Here is a 19,545-nt window from a genome sequence, read left to right on the forward strand (position 1 = left end):
AGATTCAGGTCAAAGGCTTCCAGGCGTGCCACGTGAGCCACAGCACGCCGCGGTCCGGAAACTGCGGGCCTTTCACACGGGCCGACGTGCCGAGGCCGGATTTCGTGCCGCACCGGCCGCCGGGCGTTGCCTCCGCCGGGCGATGGCCTTCATCGGGCAAGATGTCGGGCATGGACAGTGGTGTGAGCTCACCTCGCGTGCTCGTCGTCGACGACGATCCCGACGTCCTGGCTTCCCTGGAGCGGGGGCTGCGGCTGTCTGGGTTCGAGGTCTTCACCGCCGTCGACGGGGCAGAAGCGCTGCGCAGCGCCACCGAGACCAAACCGGACGCGATCGTGCTCGACATCAACATGCCGGTGCTCGACGGCGTGTCTGTGGTCACCGCACTGCGCGCGATGGACAACGACGTACCGGTCTGCGTGCTGTCCGCCCGGTCGTCGGTCGACGACCGGGTCTCCGGTCTGGAAGCCGGCGCCGACGACTACCTGGTCAAACCGTTCGTGCTGGCCGAGCTGGTCGCGCGGGTCAAGGCGCTGCTGCGTCGGCGCGGGTCGACCGCGACGTTCTCGTCGGAGACGATCACCGTCGGACCGCTGGAAGTCGACATCCCCGGCCGACGCGCCCGCGTCGACGGTGCCGACGTCGACCTGACCAAACGCGAGTTCGACCTGCTGGCGGTGCTCGCCGAACACAAAACGGCGGTGCTGTCCCGGGCGCAACTGCTCGAGCTGGTGTGGGGCTATGACTTCGCCGCCGACACCAACGTCGTCGACGTCTTCATCGGCTACCTGCGACGCAAATTGGAAGCCGGCGGCGCGCCCCGGCTACTGCACACCGTCCGCGGCGTGGGGTTCGTCCTCAGGCAGCAATAGGATCGGCCGCCGAACGACATGGTCGCGCTGTCCCGGATCTTTCGTCGCACACCGTCGCTGCGCACACGGGTCGCGTTTGCCACCGCTGTCGCCGCCGCGATCGTGGTCGGCATCGTCGGGACCGTCGTCTGGATCGGCATCACACAGGACCGCAAGGAGCGGCTGGACCGTCGCCTGGACGAGGCCGCCGGTTTCGCCATTCCATTTCTGCCGCTCGGCCTCGACGAAATTCCGCCGTCCCCGAACGACCAGGACGCCGTCATCACGGTGCGCCGCCCGGACGGGCAGGTCAGCTCCAATTCCAAAGTCGTCCTCCCCGAGCTGGACCCCGGCTACGCCGACACGTTCGTCGACGGGGTGCGCTACCGGGTCCGCACGGTCGAGCTGTCCGCGCCGGAGCCGATGTCGGTCGCCGTCGGCGCGACCTACGACGCGACGATCGCCGACACCAAGAACCTGCACCGTCGGGTCCTGATCATCTGCACACTCGCGGTGGCCGCCGGATCGTTCGGCGGCTGGCTGCTGGCGGCGTTCGCGGTCCGCCCGTTCAAGCGACTGGCCCAGCAGACCCGCCAGATCGACGCCGGCGACGAGCCCCCCGACATCGACATCCGTGGCGCCACCGAGGCCGTCGAGATCGCCGACGCCCTCAAAGGCACGTTGGAGCGCATCTGGGAAGAACAGGGCCGCACCAAGGCGGCATTGACCTCCGCGCGGGACTTCGCCTCGGTGTCGGCGCACGAGCTGCGCACCCCACTCACCGCGATGCGCACCAACCTCGAGGTGCTCGCAACGCTCGACCTGGGCGAAGAACAGCGCAAGGAAGTGGTCGGCGACGTGATCCGCACCCAGACCCGCATCGAGGCCACCCTCGGCGCGCTGGAGCGACTGGCGCAGGGCGAGTTGTCCACCGCCGACGACCACGTGCCGGTGGACATCACCGAGTTGCTCGACCGCGCAGCCCACGACGCGATGCGCGTCTATCCGGACCTGGACGTGTCGTTGGTTCCTGCGCCCACCGTCATCATCGTCGGGCTGCCGACCGGCCTGCGGTTGGCTGTGGACAATGCGATCGCCAACGCCGTCAAACATGGCGGCGCGACGCGGGTTCAGCTGTCGGCGGTCAGCTCCCGCGAGGGCGTCGAGATCGCCATCGACGACGACGGCGTCGGCGTGCCCGAGCAGGAACGCACCGTCGTGTTCGACCGGTTCTCCCGGGGGTCGACGGCGTCGCACTCGGGCTCGGGTCTCGGACTGGCGCTGGTGGCGCAACAAGCCGAGTTGCACGGAGGGACGGCGTCATTGGACGCCAGCCCGCTGGGCGGGGCCCGGTTGCTGCTGAAGCTGCCCCCGCCGACTTAGCGGGTAGCCAGCAGGTCGATGACGAATATGAGCGTCTTGCCCGACAACCGGTGCCCGCCACCGGCGGGGCCGTAAGCCTGCGCGGGCGGGATCGTCAGCTGGCGCCGGCCGCCGACCTTCATGCCGGGAATGCCGTCCTGCCAACCCTGGATGAGACCACGCAACGGAAATTCGATGGACTCGCCGCGATTCCAGGAGCTGTCGAACTCCTCACCGGTGTCGTACTCGACGCCCACGTAATGCACCTCGACGTTGGCGCCGGGGACAGCTTCCGCGCCGTCACCGACGATGATGTCCTCGATCACCAAGTCAGACGGTGGCGGGCCGTCGGGGAAATCGATCTCGGGTTTGGATGCCATGCCTCAGCCTAAACCGGAGCGCACCTCGTCGGGCTGCAGCCACTCGGTCGGCCTGAGCAAGACCACCTCCGGGATGATGCACGCAGCCGACAACCTGGTCGTCATCGCGACCACCTCGGCAACGTCACTCGGCGTGATCATCGTCGACGCGGCGACCTCCCCGCGGTAGCCGTCGGCCATCGGTGTGTCGACCAGGCCCGGGCAGACGGCGGTGGCCTTGATCCCCGACGGGGCCAGCTCGTCGTGCAGCGCTTCGGTGAAGCCGACGACGGCGGCCTTGGTCGCCGAATACGACGACAGGGTGGCCTCGCCGCGCTTACCGGCGTTGGATGCCGTGTTGACCACTTGCGCGCAGCCCCGTTGACGCACAGCCGCTTTGAGCAACGGCAGGGCTTTGTCGGTCAGCAGCACGACGGCGCGGATGTTGACTGCGAGCTGGTGGTCGAGGAAGTCGGCCGTGATGTCACCGACCAACCGGCGCCCGGATACCCCGGCATTGTTCACCAAGATGTCGAGTGCGCCGTGCCGGGCAGTGTGGAAGGCGACCACGTCGTCGAGGAAGGCTTCCTCGGTGACCGAGCCCGCCAGTTGCTGCACCGGTGGCCCGGCCCCCTCGGCAACCTGACCCGCGGCGGCGGCGAGCTTGGCGGGGTCGCGGGCCACCATCGTGACGGCGAAGCCCTCCCGACGCAGCGCCCGGGTGACCGCCAGACCGATGCCGCTCGACGCTCCGGTGACCAGGGCGCTGCGCTCGTTCATGCGGCAATTACATCCTGTGCGGAGATCCGGCGCTCGGCGGGCCACCGACGGGGCACACTGGAGGCGTGGCCAAAGACGAAGACATCCTCAGCCAGGTCAACCAACTCGTCGCTCAGGAGCGCGAGCTCCGCGACAAGCTGCAACACCACGAGATCGACGAATCCGAGGAGCACCGCCAACTGAAGGCGATCGAGGTGCAACTCGACCAGTGCTGGGATCTGCTGCGCCAGCGTCGCGCGCTGCGGGAGACCGGTGGCGACCCGCAGTCGGCGCAGCTGCGCCCGGAAGGCGAGGTCGAAGGCTACCTCAGCTGAGGTCTGCTGCGAGCCGACATGCGTGACTTCGACGTCGTCATCGTCGGGGGCGGTCACAACGGTCTGGTGGCCGCCGCCTACCTGGCCCAGGCCGGTCGCCGCGTCCAGGTGCTCGAGAAGCTCGGCCACGTCGGAGGCGCTGCGGTGTCGGCGTACATCTTCGACGGCGTCGACGCCCGGCTGTCGCGTTACTCGTATCTGGTGAGCCTGCTGCCCCGCCGGATCATCGACGACGTCGGCGCCAGGATCCTGCTGGCCCGCCGGACGTACTCCTCGTACACGCCCAATCCCGCCGACGGAGGTCGCACCGGTCTGCTGATCGGGCCGCAGTCCACCTTCGGCGCGGTGGGCGCGGGGGCCGACGAGGCCGGCTTCACCGAGTTCTACCGTCGCTGCCGAGTCCTGACGACGCGGATGTGGCCGACGATGCTGGAACCGCTTCGCACCCGCGCGCAGATGTTCTCGATGGCGACCGACGCCGGACCCGACGCGAAGCGCACCTGGCGTTCACTCGTCGATCGTCCCATCGGCGAGGCGATCACCGAGGCAGTGGAGTCCGACCTCGTCCGCGGCGTGATGGCGACCGACGCGCTGATCGGGACGTTCGCTCACACCGGCGACGACACTCTGCTCCAGAACGTGTGTTTCCTCTACCATCTGATCGGCGGGGGCAGCGGGGACTGGGACGTCCCGGTCGGCGGGATGGGCGCGGTCACCGCGGCACTGTCAGTCGCCGCAACCCATGCAGGTGCCGAAATACTCACCGGCGCAGAGGTTCTCGACATCGATCCGGACGGACAGGTGCGCTATCGGCGCGACGACGACGAGTACTCGGTGACGTGCGAGCGGGTGTTGGCCAATGTGGGCCCAGCCGTGTTGGCCCGTCTGCTCGGCGACGACGATCCCGGCGTCACCCAGGGCGCGCAGGTCAAGGTGAACCTGATGTTGCGGCGGTTACCTCGCCTTCGTGACGACTCGGTCACCCCGGCACAGGCTTTCGGCGGCACCTTCCACATCAACGAGACTCACAGCCAACTCGACGACGCGTACCGCCGCGCCGTCGCAGGCGAAGTCCCCGACCCGCTGCCGTGTGAGATCTACTGCCATTCGTTGAGCGACCCGACGATCCTGTCGGAGCCGCTGCGTGCCTCCGGTGCGCAGACACTGACGGTTTTCGGGTTGCACACCCCGCACAGTCTCGTCTCCAGCTCGCCGCCCGACCTGCTCCGCGACACGCTGACCTCCGCGGCGCTGGCATCACTGAACTCAGTGCTGGACGAACCGATCCAGGATGTGGTGATCGAGGACCGCGCGGGGCGACCGTGTATCGAGACGAAGACAACCTGGGACTTGCAGAGCACGCTGGGAATGACGCACGGCAACATCTTTCACGGTGCGCTGCAGTGGCCGTTCGTTGACGACGACGCACCGCTGCGGTCACCCGCGCAACGGTGGGGAGTGGCCACCGCCCACGATCGGATCCTGCTGTGCGGCTCCGGATCCCGTCGCGGAGGCACGGTATCGGGCATCGGCGGCCACAACGCGGCGATGGCGGTTCTCGGCCGCTGAGACGTGGGGGTCTCAGCCGGTCCAAGGCCCGGCGGCCGTATCGAGGATTCGTCGCAGCGCAACGAGATCGTCAGGGTCGAGCGACCTCAGAGACTGAGGCGCGGGGTCGTGAACCCCCTCGATGAGCCGCACCATGTCACGCCCGGCGTCGGTCAACGACACCACCTTGCATCGGCGGTTGTCCGGGTCCACCTCACGCACGACCAGACCGCGCTCCTCCAGATCGTTGACGGCGACGATCGCCGCCGGAGCGTCGACGGTGGCCGCCGCGGCGACCTGCTTGACCGTCATCGGATGGCGATTGAGCCGCTTGAGGATTCGGATCCGGCTGAACGGCAACCCGGAGCGGTCGACGACCGCGCGGCGCCATCCGTCGCGGTTGTCGAGGACGAATGCGGACATCTCGCGCCACACCTGATCGGCCAGGTCGTCACCGGACATCGGCGGCCTCCGTGGGTCGGTTCGTGCCCAGCACGAGTGGAGCCAGCCGATCGGCTGAGCGTTGGGCGCGTTCCGATGTCGAGTACAGGCCGGTGGCCAGGATCACCAGACCCAGGGCGATGCAGAAGAACCACAGCGGGTGGGCAGCCTTGGCGAATTCGGTGCCGCCGGTCGCCATCGCGGACCCGGCGATCGAACCGCACAGTGCCACGCCGATCGACACGCCGACCTGCCTGCTGGTCGACGTGACGGCCGAGGCCGCGCCGGCGCGGTCCAGCGGCATCCCGCTGACCGCGGAATTGGTGATGGGAGCATTGACCATCGAGAAACCGATGCCGAACACGGCGAAGACGATCAGCAACTCCCACACCGGTGTCGTCGCCGTGAGAAAGGTCAGCATCGTCGACGCCGCCGCGATCAGCGTCCCGGCCAGCACGAGCGAGGGGCGGGCCCCGTAGCGCCCGACCAACCGTCCCGACAGCGGCGAGAACATCAGCGCGCCCACCGCGATGGGCAGGTAGATCAGCCCGGTGTGCATCGCCGAGAAGCCCCGCTCGCCTTGCAGATACAGCGACATCATGAACAGGAAGGCACCCCAGGCGGCGAAGGCGCAGATCGCGTTGATCACCGCGGAGGTGAACGGGATGCTGTTGAAGAATCGCAGATCGAGGAAGGGGTCGGCGCGCCGCGACTCGTAGCGCAGGAACGCCACGAACGCGACCAGGGCGACCGCAGCGCTGACGACGACGCGCACGTTTCCCCATCCCAGCACGGGCCCTTCGATGAGGGCGTAGACGACGCCGAACAAGAACAACACGGCCAGCAGCTGACCGACGGGGTCGACGGTGCGCATGGTGGCCGACTTGGATTCGGGCACGAACACCGCCGTCAGCACGATGGCAGCGGCACAGATGGGCAGGTTGATCCAGAACACCGACCGCCACGAGATGGTCTCGATCAGCAGGCCGCCGACGATCGGGCCCAGCGACATCGAGATGCCGACCACCGCGCCCCAGATGCCCAGGGCCCGGGCGCGTTCCACCTTGCCGGTGAAGATCTGCGAGATGATGGACAGCGCAACCGGATTCAGCATCGACCCGCCGATGCCCTGCAGTAAGCGGGCGGCGATGAGGGTCTCGATGGACGGCGCGAGGCTGCACGCCAGCGACCCGACCGCGAAGATGGCCAGGCCGGTCTGGAATACGCGTCTGCGGCCCAGTCGGTCGCCGGCCGCGCCGGCGAGCATCAGCAGCGAGGCGAGCACCAGCGTGTAGATGTCCACGACCCACTGCAGCTGCGCCGGAGTGGCCGACAGATCGGTGCGGATCGACGGGAGCGCGACGTTGACGATGGTGGCGTCCATCGACACGATGAGCAGGCTCAGGCAGCAGGAGACCAGGATGACGGCCTTGCGCCGCGGCGTCATCGCGCCGATAGTTTCATTCACACAACTATTGTGAAACTACAACCGTTCGGCTGGCAAGCGACGAGAGTGTGACGCCGAGAGCCCGCAGAGCACCCGCTCAGCGAGGCTGTGTCGGCGTGCAGACCCGCGCGCTCGCGGTGACTTCGTGGCCTAGCGGGAGTCGAGCGGCACGTACGGGCGCTCGGTGTAGCCGGTGTAGATCTGGCGTGGACGCCCGATCTTGTTCGGCTCGCCGTGCATCTCCCGCCAGTGCGCGATCCAGCCCGGCAGACGGCCCAGCGCGAACAAGACGGTGAACATCCGCGTCGGGAAACCCATCGCCCGGTAGATCACGCCCGTGTAGTAGTCCACGTTCGGATACAGCTTGCGCTCGACGAAGAAGTCGTCGGTCAGCGCGATCTCCTCGAGCGTCTTGGCGATGTCGAGGAGCTCGTCGTCACCGCCGAGCTTGCCGAGAATCTTGTCAGCCTGCTCCTTGACGATGCGCGCCCGTGGATCGTAGTTCTTGTAGACGCGGTGGCCGAAGCCCATCAGCTTGACGTTGTCCTCGCGGTTCTTGACCTTCTTGACGAAGGTCTTGACGTCGAAGTCGGCCTGCCGGATCTTCTCGAGCATCTCGAGCACCGCCTGGTTGGCGCCACCGTGCAACGGACCCCACAGCGCGTTGATGCCGCCGGAGATCGACGTGAACAGGTTGGCCTGCGAGGAACCCACCAGCCGCACCGTCGAGGTCGAGCAGTTCTGCTCGTGGTCGGCGTGCAGGATGAACAGCATGTCCAGCGCGCGCACCATCTCCGGGTCGAGCTCGTAGGGCTCGGCCGGGAAGCCGAACGTCATGCGCAGGAAGTTCTCGACCAGCGTCAGCGAGTTGTCCGGGTACAGGAACGGCTGTCCCTCGGACTTCTTGTAGGCGTACGCCGCGATGGTCGGCAGCTTGGCCAGCAGCCGGATCGTCGACAGCTCGACCTGCTCGTCGTCGAACGGATCCAGCGAATCCTGGTAGTAGGCGCTCAACGCGTTCACCGCGCTGGACAGCACCGGCATCGGGTGTGCGTTGCGCGGGAAGCCGTCGAAGAAGCGCTTGAGGTCCTCGTGCAGCAGGGTGTGCCGCTGGATCTGCGTGGTGAATTTCTCCAGCTGCTCCTTCGACGGCAACTCACCGTAGATGAGCAGGTAGCTGACCTCGATGAACGTCGACTTCTCGGCGAGCTGCTCGATCGGCACGCCGCGGTAGCGCAGGATGCCGGCGTCGCCGTCGATGTAGGTGATCGCCGACTTGGTCGAGGCGGTGTTGACGAAGCCACCGTCGAACGTCGTGTATCCCGTCTTGGCCAGCAACGAGCCCAGCGCGATGCCGTCGGCCCCCTCGGAGGCCTTGACGATGTCGAGCTCGAGCTCGCCACCGGGGTAATTGAGGATGGCGTGCTGCTCGGCTTCGGCGTTATCGGCCACTGGAATCCCTTCGCTGTCGATCAGGTCTATCCGGAGGTCACAAGTCTGTCTTCACGAGGCAGTCTGCCCACCACGAAACAACTCTGCCTACCAAAAGGTAGTCCCATTCCAGCAGTCACGCCCGCGGGGGGGGCACCGGCGGGGTCAGACGAGTTGCCGAAGCGGAGCGATCTGGCCGACGAAGTCGGTGTACGTCGCCTCGAAAGCGTCGATGAGGTCGTCGACGGTGATGCTGACGGCGTCGGTGAGGTCGCGCGTGGCGTCCTGCAGCGCGGTCATCAACAGGCCGCCCCAGACCGCGGCGACGAGCTTGACCCGACGGTCGTCGACGGTGGTGCCCATGCGCTGCGCGACGACGGCGTCGACCGGGTTGGCGCGGTACTCGATCGCGGCGTGGCGCAGCGCCGAGGAGGTGACGACGATCCGCAGGATCTGCAGCAGCCGCGCTGACGTGAAGCCGCCCACCGGAGCGGTCTTGGTGGCCTCGGCCATCCCGATGTAGGCGCGCCGCATCGCTTCGAAGTGGTCGATGTCGGCCGGTTGGCGGGCGAGTTGAGCCGCGGTGTGGTCGAGGATTTCGTCGATGAGCGCCAGCGCGATCGCGTCCTTGGTGGCGAAGTACCGGCTGAACGTGCGTGGTGACACGTCGGCGATGGCGGCGATCTGGTCGACGGTGGTCCCGTCGAACCCCTGTCGTTCGCACAGACCGACCGCCGCGTCGATCAGGGTGGCGCGGGTGCGCAGTTTCTTGCGTTCGCGCAACCCCAGAACGGGCGCCCCCCTGTTGTCGGCCACCTCCACAATCTATCCCGCCTGACGTCGAGATAGATGGGAATCCGCTTTGCGCGAACTCCGGTGAACCGCTGTGGTCGACACCTACGGCTGCAGCCGCGCCACCCGACCGCCGCTGAGCAGAACCCTGTTGTGCACCCGATTCTCGCGGCCCTGCCAGAACTCGACGACCTCGGGAGCTATCAGATAGCCACCCCAGTGCGGCGGCACGGGCACGTCCTCGAGGTCGGCGAACCGTTCGGTGACCTGGGCGAGCTGGCGCATCAGGTCCTCCCGCGACGCGATCGGGCGGCTCTGCGCCGACGCCCACGCCCCGAGCTGTGAGCCGCGGGGGCGGGTGGACCAGTACTCGGCGGTCTCCTGCGCCGACACCGTGACCACGGGGCCGCGCACGTGAACCTGGCGGCCCAGCTGATACCAGGGGAACGTTGCCGAGGCGTAGGGGTTCGCGGCAAGCTGCCGGCCCTTGTCGGACTCGTAGTTGGTGTAGAAGGTGATTCCTGTCTCGGACACGCTCTTGCACAGCACAGTCCTGGTCACCGGCCTGCCCTCGACGTCGACCGTGCCGACCACCATGGCGTTGGGCTCCGCGACACCGGCCTGGTGCGCTTCGGCCAGCCACGACTCCAGCAGCGAGACCCAACCAGAGGCTGGGTCGGCACCGAGCCAGGCCGGGTCCAGATCGGCGCTGCCGTCCTTCTCCGCCGATCCGTACTCCACCCGCATCCGCGCCAGATGATCAGAAGTGCTCACGTCACAACGTTACGTCGAGCGCTGCGGCGACAGCGGGGCCGACACCGGCGAGGGGGCGGAGCTCAGCCCCGGTGTCGACGGCGGAGCTCAGCCCCGGTGACGAAACCCGACCTCGGCACCGCCCACGAAATTGGACCGTTGGCACCGCCGAAGAAGCCGGGTGCAAGAATCCACCCCATGACTGCGGTGCCGAAGGATTTCGCCCCCGGATTGGCGGGCGTGGTGGCGTTCGAAACCGAGATCGCCGAACCCGACAAGGACGGCGGCGCCCTGCGGTACCGCGGGGTGGACATCGAAGATCTCGTGGCCCATCGGGTCACGTTCGGCGATGTGTGGGCCCTGCTCGTCGACGGCCGTTTCGGCCACGGGCTGCCGCCGGCCGAGCCCTTCCCGCTGCCGATCCACAGCGGCGACGTGCGGGTGGACGTGCAGGCCGGATTGGCGATGCTCGCGCCGATCTGGGGCTATCCCCCGCTGCTCGACATCGACGACCAGACGGCCCGTGATCAGCTGGCCCGCGCATCGGTGATGGCGTTGTCCTATGTCGCGCAGTCAGCCCGCGGCATCTACCAGCCCGCGGTGCCGCAGCGCACCGTCGACGAGTGCGACACCGTCACCGCGCGGTTCATGACCCGTTGGCAAGGCGAGCCGGACCCCCGCCACATCGAGGCCATCGACGCCTACTGGGTCAGCGCCGCCGAGCACGGCATGAACGCCTCCACGTTCACCGCCCGGGTCATCGCCTCCACCGGTGCCGATGTGGCGGCCGCGCTGTCCGGCGCGATCGGTGCGATGAGCGGGCCGCTGCACGGCGGTGCGCCGGCCCGGGTGATCCCCATGATCGAAGAGGCCGAGAAGAACGGCGACGCCCGAGCCGTGGTCAAGGGGATCCTGGACCGCAGCGAAAAGCTGATGGGCTTCGGGCACCGCGTCTACCAGGCCGAGGATCCGCGGGCCCGCGTCCTGCGCGCCACCGCGAAGCGGCTCGCAGCGCCGCGCTACGAGGTCGCCGCAGCGCTGGAGCAAGCCGCGCTCACCGAGCTGCGGGAACGCCGTCCCGATCGGGCCATCGAAACCAACGTCGAGTTCTGGGCGGCGGTCATCCTGGACTTCGCTCAGGTTCCGCCGCAGATGATGCCGGCCATGTTCACCTGCGGACGCACCGCCGGATGGTGCGCGCACATCATGGAGCAGAAGCGGCTGGGCAAGCTGGTGCGCCCGTCGGCGATCTACGTCGGGCCGGGCCCGCGCAGCCCGGAGTCGGTTGACGGCTGGGATCAGCTCCACCGCTCATGACGACGCGCACCCGTGGCCGGCGCGGCGTGTTCGAAGCCGCAGCGGGTCACTTCGCCGATCTGGTCCGCTCCATCGCCGACGACCGCTGGGACGAGCCTGGACTGGGTGACTGGACGGTTCGCGACCTGGTCGGTCACACCTCGCGGTCACTGACCACGGTGAGCACGTACCTGCGTACCCAGGCGGTGAACGAGGATGTCTCGAGCGCGGTCGACTACTACGTCAGGATCCGCGACTACGCCGCCGGTATGGGTGCCGACGCCATCGTCGAACGCGGCCGGCAGGCCGGCCGCGACCTCGGCGCCCACCCCGCCGTGGCGATCGATCACCTGCTCGCGCGCGTACTCGACGATCTCGATGGCGTCGACGATCCGCTGATCGAGGTGATCGGCGGGCTGGGCATCAAGCTGAGCAGCTATCTGCCCACCCGCACCTTCGAACTCGCCGTGCACGGCATCGACATCGCGCGGGCTGTCGGCGTCGACCGCGACCCGCCGGAAGAGGTGCTGGCCGACGCCGCTGCGCTGGCCGCTCGCATCGGCGTCGCGCTGGGCCAGGGACCGGCCGTGCTGCTGGGGTTGACCGGCCGAAGCGATCTGCCACCGGGGTTCTCGGTGGTCTGAGCCGAGGACCGGGTGCCCGGACCGCGATGACTTCTGGCGTCTTCTCCGGTCAACCTGTTCGGCCATGCCGACCACCGAACCGCAAGGAGAACCCATGGCGATCGACAACACCCCGATGCTCGTGCCGCACCTCGTCGTCGACGGCGCCGCTGCCGCGCTCGACTTCTACGCCAAGGCGTTCGGCGCCGAGGAGATGGCCCGGTTGCCCGGGCCCGGCGGCAAGCTCATGCACGCTGCGTTCCGGATCAACGGACACATGGTGTTCGTCAACGACGACTTCCCCGAGTTCTGCGACGGTCGGTCGAGTGCGCCAACGGCACTGGGTGGCACGCCGGTGACGGTGCACCTGCACGGTCCCGACGTCGACGCCAGGTTCCAGCGGGCGGTCGATGCCGGCGCCACTGTCGTCAGCCCACTCGAGGAGATGTTCTGGGGCGACCGCTATGGGGTGGTCCGGGACCCGTTCGGCCACCATTGGTCGCTGGCCGAGACCGTGCGTGAGGTGGACATGGACCAGGTCCTCGCGGAGATGGGCGCCGACGGTTAGTCGGGCAGGTACTGCTCGAGCAACCACCACGGCAGCGCGTTGGATTTCGTGATGCCGCTGAGCGCCGCGATACTCGCCGGCTTCGGTGTCCGCTCCAACTCGGGGGTCTGCGGGTCGGATCCGTAGAGACCGAATTGGAGATCGTAGCCGTCGGCCCACTCCAGGTTGTCGACGAACGACCAGTAGGTGTAGCCGCGGATGTCGGTTCCGTGGGCCACCAGATCCTGCACCACCGCGATGTGGTTGACGAGGTAGGACGGCCGCTTGGTGTCGTCGTCGTCGGCGATGCCGTTCTCGGTGATCCACAACGGTTTGCCGTAGGACGCCGCGACCTCGAGGACCTCACGGAATCCGCCCGGATCGGTCGGCTGGTTGAAGTCGCTGCAGGTCGGCGACTCGGCGGAGCAGCGGATGGGAAACCCGCGCAGGAACGGGAACCCCGGCACCGGAGCGACGCCGAAGCCGAACATCGGCTGCGACCCGTAGTACTGCACGCCCAGGAAGTCGACCTTGTCGGCCATGTGGGCGAAGAACTCGCCGTCGTCCCGGACGCCGTCGAAGTCGACGTCGACCCAGCCGTCGATGACCGCGTTGGGGAACCAGCCGTTGTAGTAGTGGTTCCAGGCGTCGGCGGCCTGCACGTCCAACCGGTTCGCCGCGTTGGCCGGCCGCGCCGGGATCATGTTGTGGGTGAACCCGACGAACGCCGCGGGCCCGTCCGCGGCGGCCACGGTGGTGTCCCAGGCATGGATCGCGTCGTAGGCCGCGACGTGGCCGATGGCCTGGTTGACCAGGAACGTCGAGGCCAGGTCGGGACGCAGGACCCCGGGCGGCCAGTTCGGCACCACCCACGGGATCGCCAGGAACTCGGTCAGCACCGGCGAGAAGGGTTCGTTGACCGTGGCCCAGTTGTCCACCTGGTCGCCGTACTTCCACGCGAGGTACGCCGCGTACTTCTCGAACTCCTGCGGCGTCGTCGACGACAGCCATCCGGCGGCCGGGGCCGGCAGCCCCAACTGGATCAACGGGCGGGCGACGATCGGGTCGTGCACCCACAGCGGCAGCGTGAAGTGGTTGACCGTCACCATCGGCTCCAGCCCGTGTGCGCGCAACGCGTCGAGCACCGCCCGGTAGTGGGCGACTTCGCCCTGATCGGCGAGCGCGTCGAGAGCCTGCAGGTCCGAGAGGCTGACGGTGCCGTTTTCGTCGGAGGTGTCGACGGCGGCGGTGGAGTTGGGGAAGATGCGGCTCCACTCGATGCCGATGCGGAAGGTGTTCATGCCGAGCTCGTCACGGGCCAGCGCCGCGTCATCCTCGTAGGACACGTAGGCTCCCGGCCCGTTCTCGGGGACGCCGCCGACGAGCCCGAGCAGCCGGTTCAGCGGGTCGTGCACCCAGCGGTACCAGTCCGATGCCGGGTCGACCGGGGAGCCCGGACCGCCCTCGGCCTGGAACCCCGAATGGGCTACACCCCAACGGAACTCGTCGGGAAACGTGAGATCGATGCCGGCGACGGGCTCGACGGTGACGGTGATGGTGCGCTCGATGCGGTCTCCGCCGCCGGGATAGAGAAGCTCACCGACGATCGGCACGAACTTCAGTAGCCCGAACAGACCGTGCACGTGCAGTCCGGCGTGCTCGTCGCTGACGAGCACGGTGAACGTGTCGGTTCCGCCCAGCGCGGCCATCGCGTTCATGGGCCGGTAGACGAAACCCCCGTCGGCGTCGACGGTCACCGTGCCGCCGTTGAGAGGTCTTCCGATGACGGTGTAGGTCAGTTCGTCGCCGTCGGCGTCCTCGACGCCCACATTGCCGGTCACCACCACCTCACCGTCGACGGTGAGGCTCTGGGTGTACGGCAGCGGGTTGGCCACGACACTGGGTGTGGAGTTGAAGAACTCCCGGCGCACCCAGGCGAGCAGTCCCCACGCCGCCGGGTCCGCCGAGGGGGCGGGCGGACCGGCGGTGAACGGCCGGAACACCGCGTCGACCACGCTGGTGATGAGGTCCTTGACGTAGGCCAGCCCGGTGCGCAGGTCGAACGCCGTGGGCCACGGCCGCCAGGAGGGCACCACGGGGTCGACCACGGCCGCTGCGGTGGCGGCGGTGTCGGCCATGGCGACCGTGGCGGAAGCGTGCCGCTCGCCGGCGATCGACGCGGCCGCCGTGTCACTCTCGATGGGCGCCGTCGGAACGAGGTCACTGTCGGTCACCGCGGCGCCGACCTCGTCGACGGGTGCGGTCTGCGCAGTGAGCCTGGCCGCGGCCGGCGATTCGTCGGTCCCGTCGATGTCGCCGGAGACGTCGCCGCCCCCGGGTTCGTCGGATTCCTGGGCCTTCTCGACGTCCGGCGCATCCCCACCGACGTCGGTCACGTCTTCGGCGAGCGGCCTCTCCTCGACGGGGCCGTCATCGTCGACGAGCTCGTCGTCGACGGCGGGCACGGCCCCGCCGGCTGCATCGTGGCCGCTCGCGTCATCGACGTCGACGTCGACGTCGATCTCCTCGTCGGGGATGTCCTCGTCGGCGAGGTGACCGTCGAAGTCGTCGGCGGTGCCGGTGTCTGCGGCGTCGATGTCGTTGGCCTCGCTGCCGGCGTCCCGCGGCGACCCCGTATCCGGGGGTGAGCCATCGCGGCCAGACGACGCGGACGTCGCCGGGGACTCCGCCGCGGCGGCCGGCCCGTCGGAATCCTCACTCGCCCATGCGACGCCGGTACCCGTGAGCACCGCGGCCCCGACACCCAGGGCCACCGCCAGGCCCCCGACCCGGCCGACGAACTGCGCAGCATTCATCCCCACTGCTTACCGCTGCCGGAGCCCTCGGGCAGGGCCTTTGGTGAAAGAGGTCCAGCGGTGAAAGAGGTTCAGCGCAGCAGGCCGGCGAGCAGGCGCTGGTGCAGGGGCCGGCTCGGTGCGTCGGCGGCGGCGTCGAGCATGTCGGTCACCGCGGTGAACTTGTCCCGCGGGCGGGTGGCCCCGCCTCGGGTCCGCTCGGCGTCGTCGATCGCGGCCCAACCCCGGGCGTCGACCACGTCGGGTTTACGACCACGCACGAATCGGCCGATCGCCCCGGGCTTGTGGTGGGGGTCGCGCAGCCGACCCTCGTTGTAGTCGGCCACCAGGTTGTGCACCGTCTCCGCGGCACACGACTTGTTGGTCCCGATGAAGCCCGTGGGCCCGCGCTTGATCCAGCCCGCCACGTACGTCCCGGCCACCGGCCGCTCCGACGCCGGTTCGAGCACCCGACCACCCGCGTTGGGCACCACGGCATTTTCGTCGTCGAACGGCAGCGCGGGGATGGCTTTGCCCCGGTAGCCGATGGAGGTCAACACCAAGCCGGCCGGCATCTGCTCGACCTGATCGGATCCAGTCACGGTGAACTCGACACCCGTGGCCTCGGTGTCCCCGAGCACCCGCGCGGGTGTCAGTCCGTAGGCGAGCCGGATGCGTGGCCGCGTGATCGGCGTGCTCGCCGATCCGAGCTTCGACAAGACCTCGAGCTTGTTGCGGGTCAACGCGTCGGTGGTGGCGGCCAGGTCGGCCAGAACGCGGTCGTGGTCGAGCGCATCCAGAACCACCTCGCAGGTAGAGGTCAGTCCGATCAGCTCTGGCAGCGTGAACGCCGAAGCCGCCGGCCCCCGGCGGGCCGCGATCACCACTTCCTGCACCTGCGACGCACGCAGCGCGGTCAGCGCGTGATCGGCGATGTCCGTGCCCGCCAGCGTGTCCGGGTCGGCGGTCAGGATCCGCCCGACGTCCAGCGCGACGTTCCCGTTGCCGATGATGACGACGCGGTCACCGCTGAGGTTGACGGGGAGGTCGATGTAGTCGGGATGCCCGTTGTACCAGGCCACGACCTCGGTGGCAGTGGCTGTTCCGGGCAGGTCCATACCCTCGACCTGAAGGCGCTTGTCGTTGGGTGCGCCGACCGCGTAGAGCACCGCGTGGTGGTGCTCGAGCAACTCATCGTGAGTGATGTCGGACCCCACCTCGACGTTGAGGTAGAACCCGAAACCGTCCTTGGCGGCGATCCTGTCGAACAGCCCGGTGACCCTTTTGGTGGTCTGATGATCGGGCGCGACACCGGCGCGGACCAGTCCGTAGGGAGTCGGCAGCTTCTCGAAGACGTTGACTTGCACGCCTTCTTGGGTCAGCAACTCATCGGCGGCGTACATGGCCGCCGGACCGGAGCCCACCACGGCCACCCGAAGTGGCCCGCCGGGCCGTCGATACACCACCGGTGCGTCCAGCACCGGCGCCAGCTTCGACGTCGGTGGCAGCTTGCCCTCCCGCTTGGGGTAGAACGACGCGTTCAGCTCGATGAACGGCAACTGCTCGGGTGTCAGTTTCGTGTCGGGTGCGATGGCGCCGACCGGGCATGCGCTGACGCAGGCGCCGCAGTCCACACAGGCGGCCGGGTCGATGTAGAGCATCTCCGCGGTGGCGAAGCCCGGCTCGTCGGGTGACGGGTGGATGCAGTTCACCGGGCAGGCGTAGACGCACGACCCGTCGCTGCAACACGACTGGGTGATGACGTGTGGCATGAAGGAACCTCGGTGGGTCTTCCGGTTACGCGACCGGCGCCAGGTGCTGGCGCTGCGGCTCGCTGCGGTACCGGCTGGCCTTGCCGTCGATCCGGCAGATCCGCCACATCAACTTGGCCAGCGGGTTCATCAGGCCGGTGTCCTCGGCGAGCATGCGAACGTCACCGAACATGTCCCGCAACATCTTCCGCGAACCGGGCGACTTGAAGAAGATCTCCTTGCGCACTGAGCGCGGAATGTCGAATTCCTTCCAGAACGCGCGCGGCGGCACGATGATGGCCGAGCACAGCACGCGCATCACGACCGGGACGTACAGCGACAGCCAGAACCGCTTGCGGCGGGGCAGGTCGGGCACCCGCTTGCGCAGGTATTCGTGAGCGAACGAGATGTGGCGGGCTTCCTCGGCGACGTGGATCGCCATCACCCGCTCCATGATCGGATGCAGGGACTTGCCCTCGCGGAGCACGTTCTTCTGCGTGTGGTCGATCGGCTCCTCGCCGGCGAGGATGCCGAACCAGAACGGGATCGGCAGCGGCCCGGCTACCAACGGGATGGCCGGCTGGATCCACTTCAGCAGCCGCGGCATGCCCGGCACGTCGGCACCGATGTGGTTGACCATCTCCTGGAACATCATCGTGTGGTTGCACTCTTCGACCGCCTCGTGCAGGCAGTAGCGGTATTCCGGTGATCCGTTCGGGACCCAGAAGGCGTATTCCATCAGTCCGCGGATCAGGATCGATTCGAAGTGCAGACCGACCTTGGCCACGTTGGCCTGCCGCCACATGCCGATCTCGATCTGCCGCTCGACCGGCTGCGACTGGTACCACGGGTGCTGGCCGATCGGATCCGTCGCAGGCAGGATCCAGCGTTCGTCGTTGGGGATGACGGCAAACTCGGGCGAATCCCAGTCGATGTCGGTGTAGGGGTTGAAATTGCGCCGCACCGACCCCTCGGACAGGGTGTTGAGCATGTCGACGTACTCGGTGTCGTCGAGGACGTCCATGTTCTTGCGCCAGCGCCGGATGACGCGCGTCCTTGCGGTCTTGACAGCCATTGCAGCCTCCCGTGCCGTTTTACATTCGTCTGCTCGCTGTCCAGTAACAGTACCCACGGTCCCAGGAATTAACCAGGCCCTTTTCCATGCTGTGCCCTAGCCGGGTTATCCACATCACATGTGTCCCAGATCACAGTCGTGGTCGTGGGGTGCCCGCATCCTGAGGGGTCGATGGCCGGTTCTAGGCTTGCAACCATGGCCGACGCCCCGACTTCGCTGACCATCCCGACCGAGCTCAAGCCCGCCGACGGTCGATTCGGGTGCGGACCGTCCAAGGTCCGCCCCGCACAGCTGCAGGCGCTGGCCGCGGCCGGTGACCTGTTCGGCACCTCACACCGCCAGGCGCCGGTCAAGAACCTCGTGGGCAGAGTCCGCGACGGCCTGCGTCAGCTCTTCTCCCTGCCCGACGGCTATGAGGTGATCCTCGGCAACGGCGGCTCGACAGCGTTCTGGGATGCCGCCGCGTTCGGTCTGATCGACACCCGCTCGCTGCACCTGACCTACGGGGAATTCAGCGCCAAGTTCGCCTCGGCGGTGGCCAATAACCCGTTCGTCGGCGACCCGATCGTGGTCAAGGCCGACCCGGGCGGCGCACCCGATCCGGTCAGCGACCCGTCGGTCGACCTCATCGCCTGGGCCCACAACGAGACCTCGACCGGTGTCGCGGTGCCGGTGCACCGCCCGCAGGGGGCCGGCGACGCCCTGATCGCGATCGACGCGACGTCCGCGGCGGGTGGCCTGCCCGTCGACATCACCGAAGCCGACGCCTACTACTTCGCACCGCAGAAGAACTTCGCCGGCGACGGCGGGCTGTGGATCGCGCTGATGTCCCCCGCTGCGCTCGCCCGGGTGGAGAAGGTGGCCGCGGCGGGGCGCTGGGTGCCGGACTTCCTCTCGCTGCCCATCGCGATCGAAAACAGCGTCAAGAACCAGACCTACAACACCCCGGCCATCGCCACGCTGATCCTGCTCGCCGAGCAGATCGACTGGCTGCTCGGCAACGGCGGGCTGGAGTGGGCAACCAAACGCACCGCCGACTCTTCGGCGCGGCTCTACGCCTGGGCCGAAACGACCGAGTACACGACCCCGTTCGTCGCCGATCCCGCGCTACGCTCGCAGGTGGTCGGCACCGTCGACTTCGCCGACCACGTCGACGCGTCCGCGGTGGCCAAGGTCCTGCGCACCAACGGCATCGTCGACACCGAGCCCTACCGCAAGCTGGGCCGCAACCAGCTGCGCGTCGGCATGTTCCCCGCGGTGGAGCCCGACGACGTCAGCGCGCTGACTCAGTGCATCGACTGGGTTGTCCAGCGTTTGTAGCCGACCGCCGCGTGTCACCTCGGTTACGGACTGATAACACAGTAGGGTGACCAAAACATC

At 68.1% G+C, this 19,545-nt stretch carries 19 protein-coding genes; 8 read left to right on the top strand and 11 right to left on the bottom strand.

Features of this window, described 5'->3' with window-relative positions:
- Positions 1-4: 4 nt before the first annotated feature.
- A complete protein-coding gene (locus J3476_RS07030) occupies positions 5-172 on the bottom strand; it encodes a hypothetical protein (RefSeq protein WP_207065813.1) in 168 nt (55 codons plus the stop codon).
- Between J3476_RS07030 and prrA the strand changes: the two genes are divergently transcribed.
- Entirely contained in the window at positions 162-872 is a 711-nt protein-coding gene (gene prrA, locus J3476_RS07035; protein ID WP_207065770.1) for a response regulator transcription factor, read from the top strand. The genes J3476_RS07030 and prrA overlap by 11 nt on opposite strands.
- An 18-nt stretch (positions 873-890) precedes the next feature.
- On the top strand, positions 891-2,234 hold the full coding sequence (locus J3476_RS07040; RefSeq protein WP_207065771.1) for a HAMP domain-containing sensor histidine kinase: 1,344 nt from the start codon (positions 891-893) through the stop codon (positions 2,232-2,234).
- On the opposite strand, the gene J3476_RS07045 is transcribed toward J3476_RS07040, so the two are convergent.
- Together J3476_RS07045 and J3476_RS07050 are read right to left on the bottom strand one after the other, a co-directional pair.
- The gene (locus J3476_RS07045; protein WP_207065772.1) at positions 2,231-2,593 is read right to left on the bottom strand and encodes an FKBP-type peptidyl-prolyl cis-trans isomerase; all 363 of its coding nucleotides are present in this window, start codon (positions 2,591-2,593) and stop codon (positions 2,231-2,233) included. The two genes, J3476_RS07040 and J3476_RS07045, sit on opposite strands and share 4 nt — an antisense overlap.
- Positions 2,594-2,596: 3 nt before the next feature.
- Positions 2,597-3,352: an SDR family oxidoreductase gene (locus J3476_RS07050; RefSeq protein WP_207065773.1), complete on the bottom strand. Its 756-nt coding sequence runs from the start codon at positions 3,350-3,352 to the stop codon at positions 2,597-2,599.
- Positions 3,353-3,417: 65 nt separating this feature from the next.
- Between J3476_RS07050 and J3476_RS07055 the strand changes: the two genes are divergently transcribed.
- Positions 3,418-3,666, top strand: a complete 249-nt coding sequence (locus J3476_RS07055; RefSeq protein ID WP_207065774.1) for a DUF2630 family protein — start codon at positions 3,418-3,420, stop codon at positions 3,664-3,666.
- Positions 3,667-3,684: 18 nt separating this feature from the next.
- Positions 3,685-5,235, top strand: a complete 1,551-nt coding sequence (locus J3476_RS07060; RefSeq protein ID WP_207065775.1) for an NAD(P)/FAD-dependent oxidoreductase — start codon at positions 3,685-3,687, stop codon at positions 5,233-5,235.
- A 12-nt stretch (positions 5,236-5,247) separates the two neighbouring features.
- Here the strand turns inward: J3476_RS07060 and J3476_RS07065 are convergent, their stop codons facing one another.
- The 5 genes from J3476_RS07065 to pdxH all read right to left on the bottom strand — a co-directional run bounded on the left by J3476_RS07065 (position 5,248) and on the right by pdxH (position 10,099).
- Positions 5,248-5,676 carry a MarR family winged helix-turn-helix transcriptional regulator gene (locus tag J3476_RS07065; protein WP_207065776.1) on the bottom strand — a complete coding sequence of 143 codons (429 nt, stop codon included), beginning with the start codon at positions 5,674-5,676 and terminating at the stop codon, positions 5,248-5,250.
- Positions 5,666-7,102 carry an MFS transporter gene (locus tag J3476_RS07070; RefSeq protein WP_207065811.1) on the bottom strand — a complete coding sequence of 479 codons (1,437 nt, stop codon included), beginning with the start codon at positions 7,100-7,102 and terminating at the stop codon, positions 5,666-5,668. The genes J3476_RS07065 and J3476_RS07070 overlap by 11 nt, the downstream gene beginning before the upstream one ends.
- A 150-nt stretch (positions 7,103-7,252) precedes the next feature.
- A complete protein-coding gene (locus J3476_RS07075) occupies positions 7,253-8,554 on the bottom strand; it encodes a citrate synthase (protein WP_152518642.1) in 1,302 nt (433 codons plus the stop codon).
- A gap of 144 nt (positions 8,555-8,698) precedes the next feature.
- Positions 8,699-9,349 carry a TetR family transcriptional regulator gene (locus tag J3476_RS07080; protein ID WP_207065777.1) on the bottom strand — a complete coding sequence of 217 codons (651 nt, stop codon included), beginning with the start codon at positions 9,347-9,349 and terminating at the stop codon, positions 8,699-8,701.
- An 81-nt stretch (positions 9,350-9,430) separates the two neighbouring features.
- Positions 9,431-10,099, bottom strand: coding sequence for a pyridoxamine 5'-phosphate oxidase (pdxH, locus tag J3476_RS07085; RefSeq protein ID WP_286182696.1), 669 nt, complete (start codon positions 10,097-10,099; stop codon positions 9,431-9,433).
- A gap of 177 nt (positions 10,100-10,276) precedes the next feature.
- Here pdxH and J3476_RS07090 point away from each other — a divergent pair, with 177 nt between their 5' ends.
- The 3 genes from J3476_RS07090 (at position 10,277) to J3476_RS07100 (ending at position 12,565) form a co-directional block, all read left to right on the top strand.
- Positions 10,277-11,395 carry a citrate synthase 2 gene (locus J3476_RS07090; protein ID WP_207065778.1) on the top strand — a complete coding sequence of 373 codons (1,119 nt, stop codon included), beginning with the start codon at positions 10,277-10,279 and terminating at the stop codon, positions 11,393-11,395.
- Positions 11,392-12,018 (top strand): maleylpyruvate isomerase family mycothiol-dependent enzyme, encoded by a 627-nt coding sequence (locus J3476_RS07095; protein WP_207065779.1) that lies wholly within the window; start codon positions 11,392-11,394, stop codon positions 12,016-12,018. The genes J3476_RS07090 and J3476_RS07095 overlap by 4 nt, the downstream gene beginning before the upstream one ends.
- Positions 12,019-12,112: 94 nt before the next feature.
- Positions 12,113-12,565, top strand: a complete 453-nt coding sequence (locus tag J3476_RS07100; RefSeq protein WP_207065780.1) for a VOC family protein — start codon at positions 12,113-12,115, stop codon at positions 12,563-12,565.
- Here J3476_RS07100 and J3476_RS07105 read toward each other — a convergent pair.
- The 3 genes from J3476_RS07105 to J3476_RS07115 all read right to left on the bottom strand — a co-directional run bounded on the left by J3476_RS07105 (position 12,562) and on the right by J3476_RS07115 (position 18,165).
- On the bottom strand, positions 12,562-15,360 hold the full coding sequence (locus J3476_RS07105) for a family 1 glycosylhydrolase (RefSeq protein ID WP_207065781.1): 2,799 nt from the start codon (positions 15,358-15,360) through the stop codon (positions 12,562-12,564). The genes J3476_RS07100 and J3476_RS07105 overlap by 4 nt on opposite strands.
- Positions 15,361-15,431: 71 nt before the next feature.
- Entirely contained in the window at positions 15,432-17,111 is a 1,680-nt protein-coding gene (locus tag J3476_RS07110) for a 4Fe-4S binding protein (RefSeq protein ID WP_207065782.1), read from the bottom strand.
- A gap of 25 nt (positions 17,112-17,136) precedes the next feature.
- Positions 17,137-18,165, bottom strand: coding sequence for a diiron oxygenase (locus J3476_RS07115; RefSeq protein ID WP_207065783.1), 1,029 nt, complete (start codon positions 18,163-18,165; stop codon positions 17,137-17,139).
- Between the two features lie 195 nt (positions 18,166-18,360).
- Between J3476_RS07115 and serC the strand changes: the two genes are divergently transcribed.
- Positions 18,361-19,485, top strand: coding sequence for a phosphoserine transaminase (gene serC / locus J3476_RS07120; RefSeq protein ID WP_207065784.1), 1,125 nt, complete (start codon positions 18,361-18,363; stop codon positions 19,483-19,485).
- Positions 19,486-19,545 lie beyond the last annotated feature (60 nt).

This window comes from Mycobacterium sp. PO1 (assembly GCF_017312405.1).
In the GTDB taxonomy this organism is placed as follows: domain Bacteria; phylum Actinomycetota; class Actinomycetes; order Mycobacteriales; family Mycobacteriaceae; genus Mycobacterium.

What these genes read in the sequence shown, in the direction of transcription:
- prrA (WP_207065770.1), top strand. Translation starts at nt 162, where the DNA reads ATGTCGGGCATGGACAGTGGTGTGAGCTCACCTCGCGTGCTCGTCGTC.
- J3476_RS07110 (WP_207065782.1), bottom strand. Translation starts at nt 17,111, where the DNA reads ATGCCACACGTCATCACCCAGTCGTGTTGCAGCGACGGGTCGTGCGTC.
- J3476_RS07060 (WP_207065775.1), top strand. Translation starts at nt 3,685, where the DNA reads ATGCGTGACTTCGACGTCGTCATCGTCGGGGGCGGTCACAACGGTCTG.
- J3476_RS07030 (WP_207065813.1), bottom strand. Translation starts at nt 172, where the DNA reads ATGCCCGACATCTTGCCCGATGAAGGCCATCGCCCGGCGGAGGCAACG.
- J3476_RS07095 (WP_207065779.1), top strand. Translation starts at nt 11,392, where the DNA reads ATGACGACGCGCACCCGTGGCCGGCGCGGCGTGTTCGAAGCCGCAGCG.
- serC (WP_207065784.1), top strand. Translation starts at nt 18,361, where the DNA reads ATGGCCGACGCCCCGACTTCGCTGACCATCCCGACCGAGCTCAAGCCC.
- J3476_RS07105 (WP_207065781.1), bottom strand. Translation starts at nt 15,360, where the DNA reads ATGAATGCTGCGCAGTTCGTCGGCCGGGTCGGGGGCCTGGCGGTGGCC.
- J3476_RS07065 (WP_207065776.1), bottom strand. Translation starts at nt 5,676, where the DNA reads ATGTCCGGTGACGACCTGGCCGATCAGGTGTGGCGCGAGATGTCCGCA.
- J3476_RS07045 (WP_207065772.1), bottom strand. Translation starts at nt 2,593, where the DNA reads ATGGCATCCAAACCCGAGATCGATTTCCCCGACGGCCCGCCACCGTCT.
- J3476_RS07100 (WP_207065780.1), top strand. Translation starts at nt 12,113, where the DNA reads ATGGCGATCGACAACACCCCGATGCTCGTGCCGCACCTCGTCGTCGAC.
- J3476_RS07050 (WP_207065773.1), bottom strand. Translation starts at nt 3,352, where the DNA reads ATGAACGAGCGCAGCGCCCTGGTCACCGGAGCGTCGAGCGGCATCGGT.
- J3476_RS07115 (WP_207065783.1), bottom strand. Translation starts at nt 18,165, where the DNA reads ATGGCTGTCAAGACCGCAAGGACGCGCGTCATCCGGCGCTGGCGCAAG.
- J3476_RS07070 (WP_207065811.1), bottom strand. Translation starts at nt 7,102, where the DNA reads ATGACGCCGCGGCGCAAGGCCGTCATCCTGGTCTCCTGCTGCCTGAGC.
- J3476_RS07040 (WP_207065771.1), top strand. Translation starts at nt 891, where the DNA reads ATGGTCGCGCTGTCCCGGATCTTTCGTCGCACACCGTCGCTGCGCACA.
- J3476_RS07090 (WP_207065778.1), top strand. Translation starts at nt 10,277, where the DNA reads ATGACTGCGGTGCCGAAGGATTTCGCCCCCGGATTGGCGGGCGTGGTG.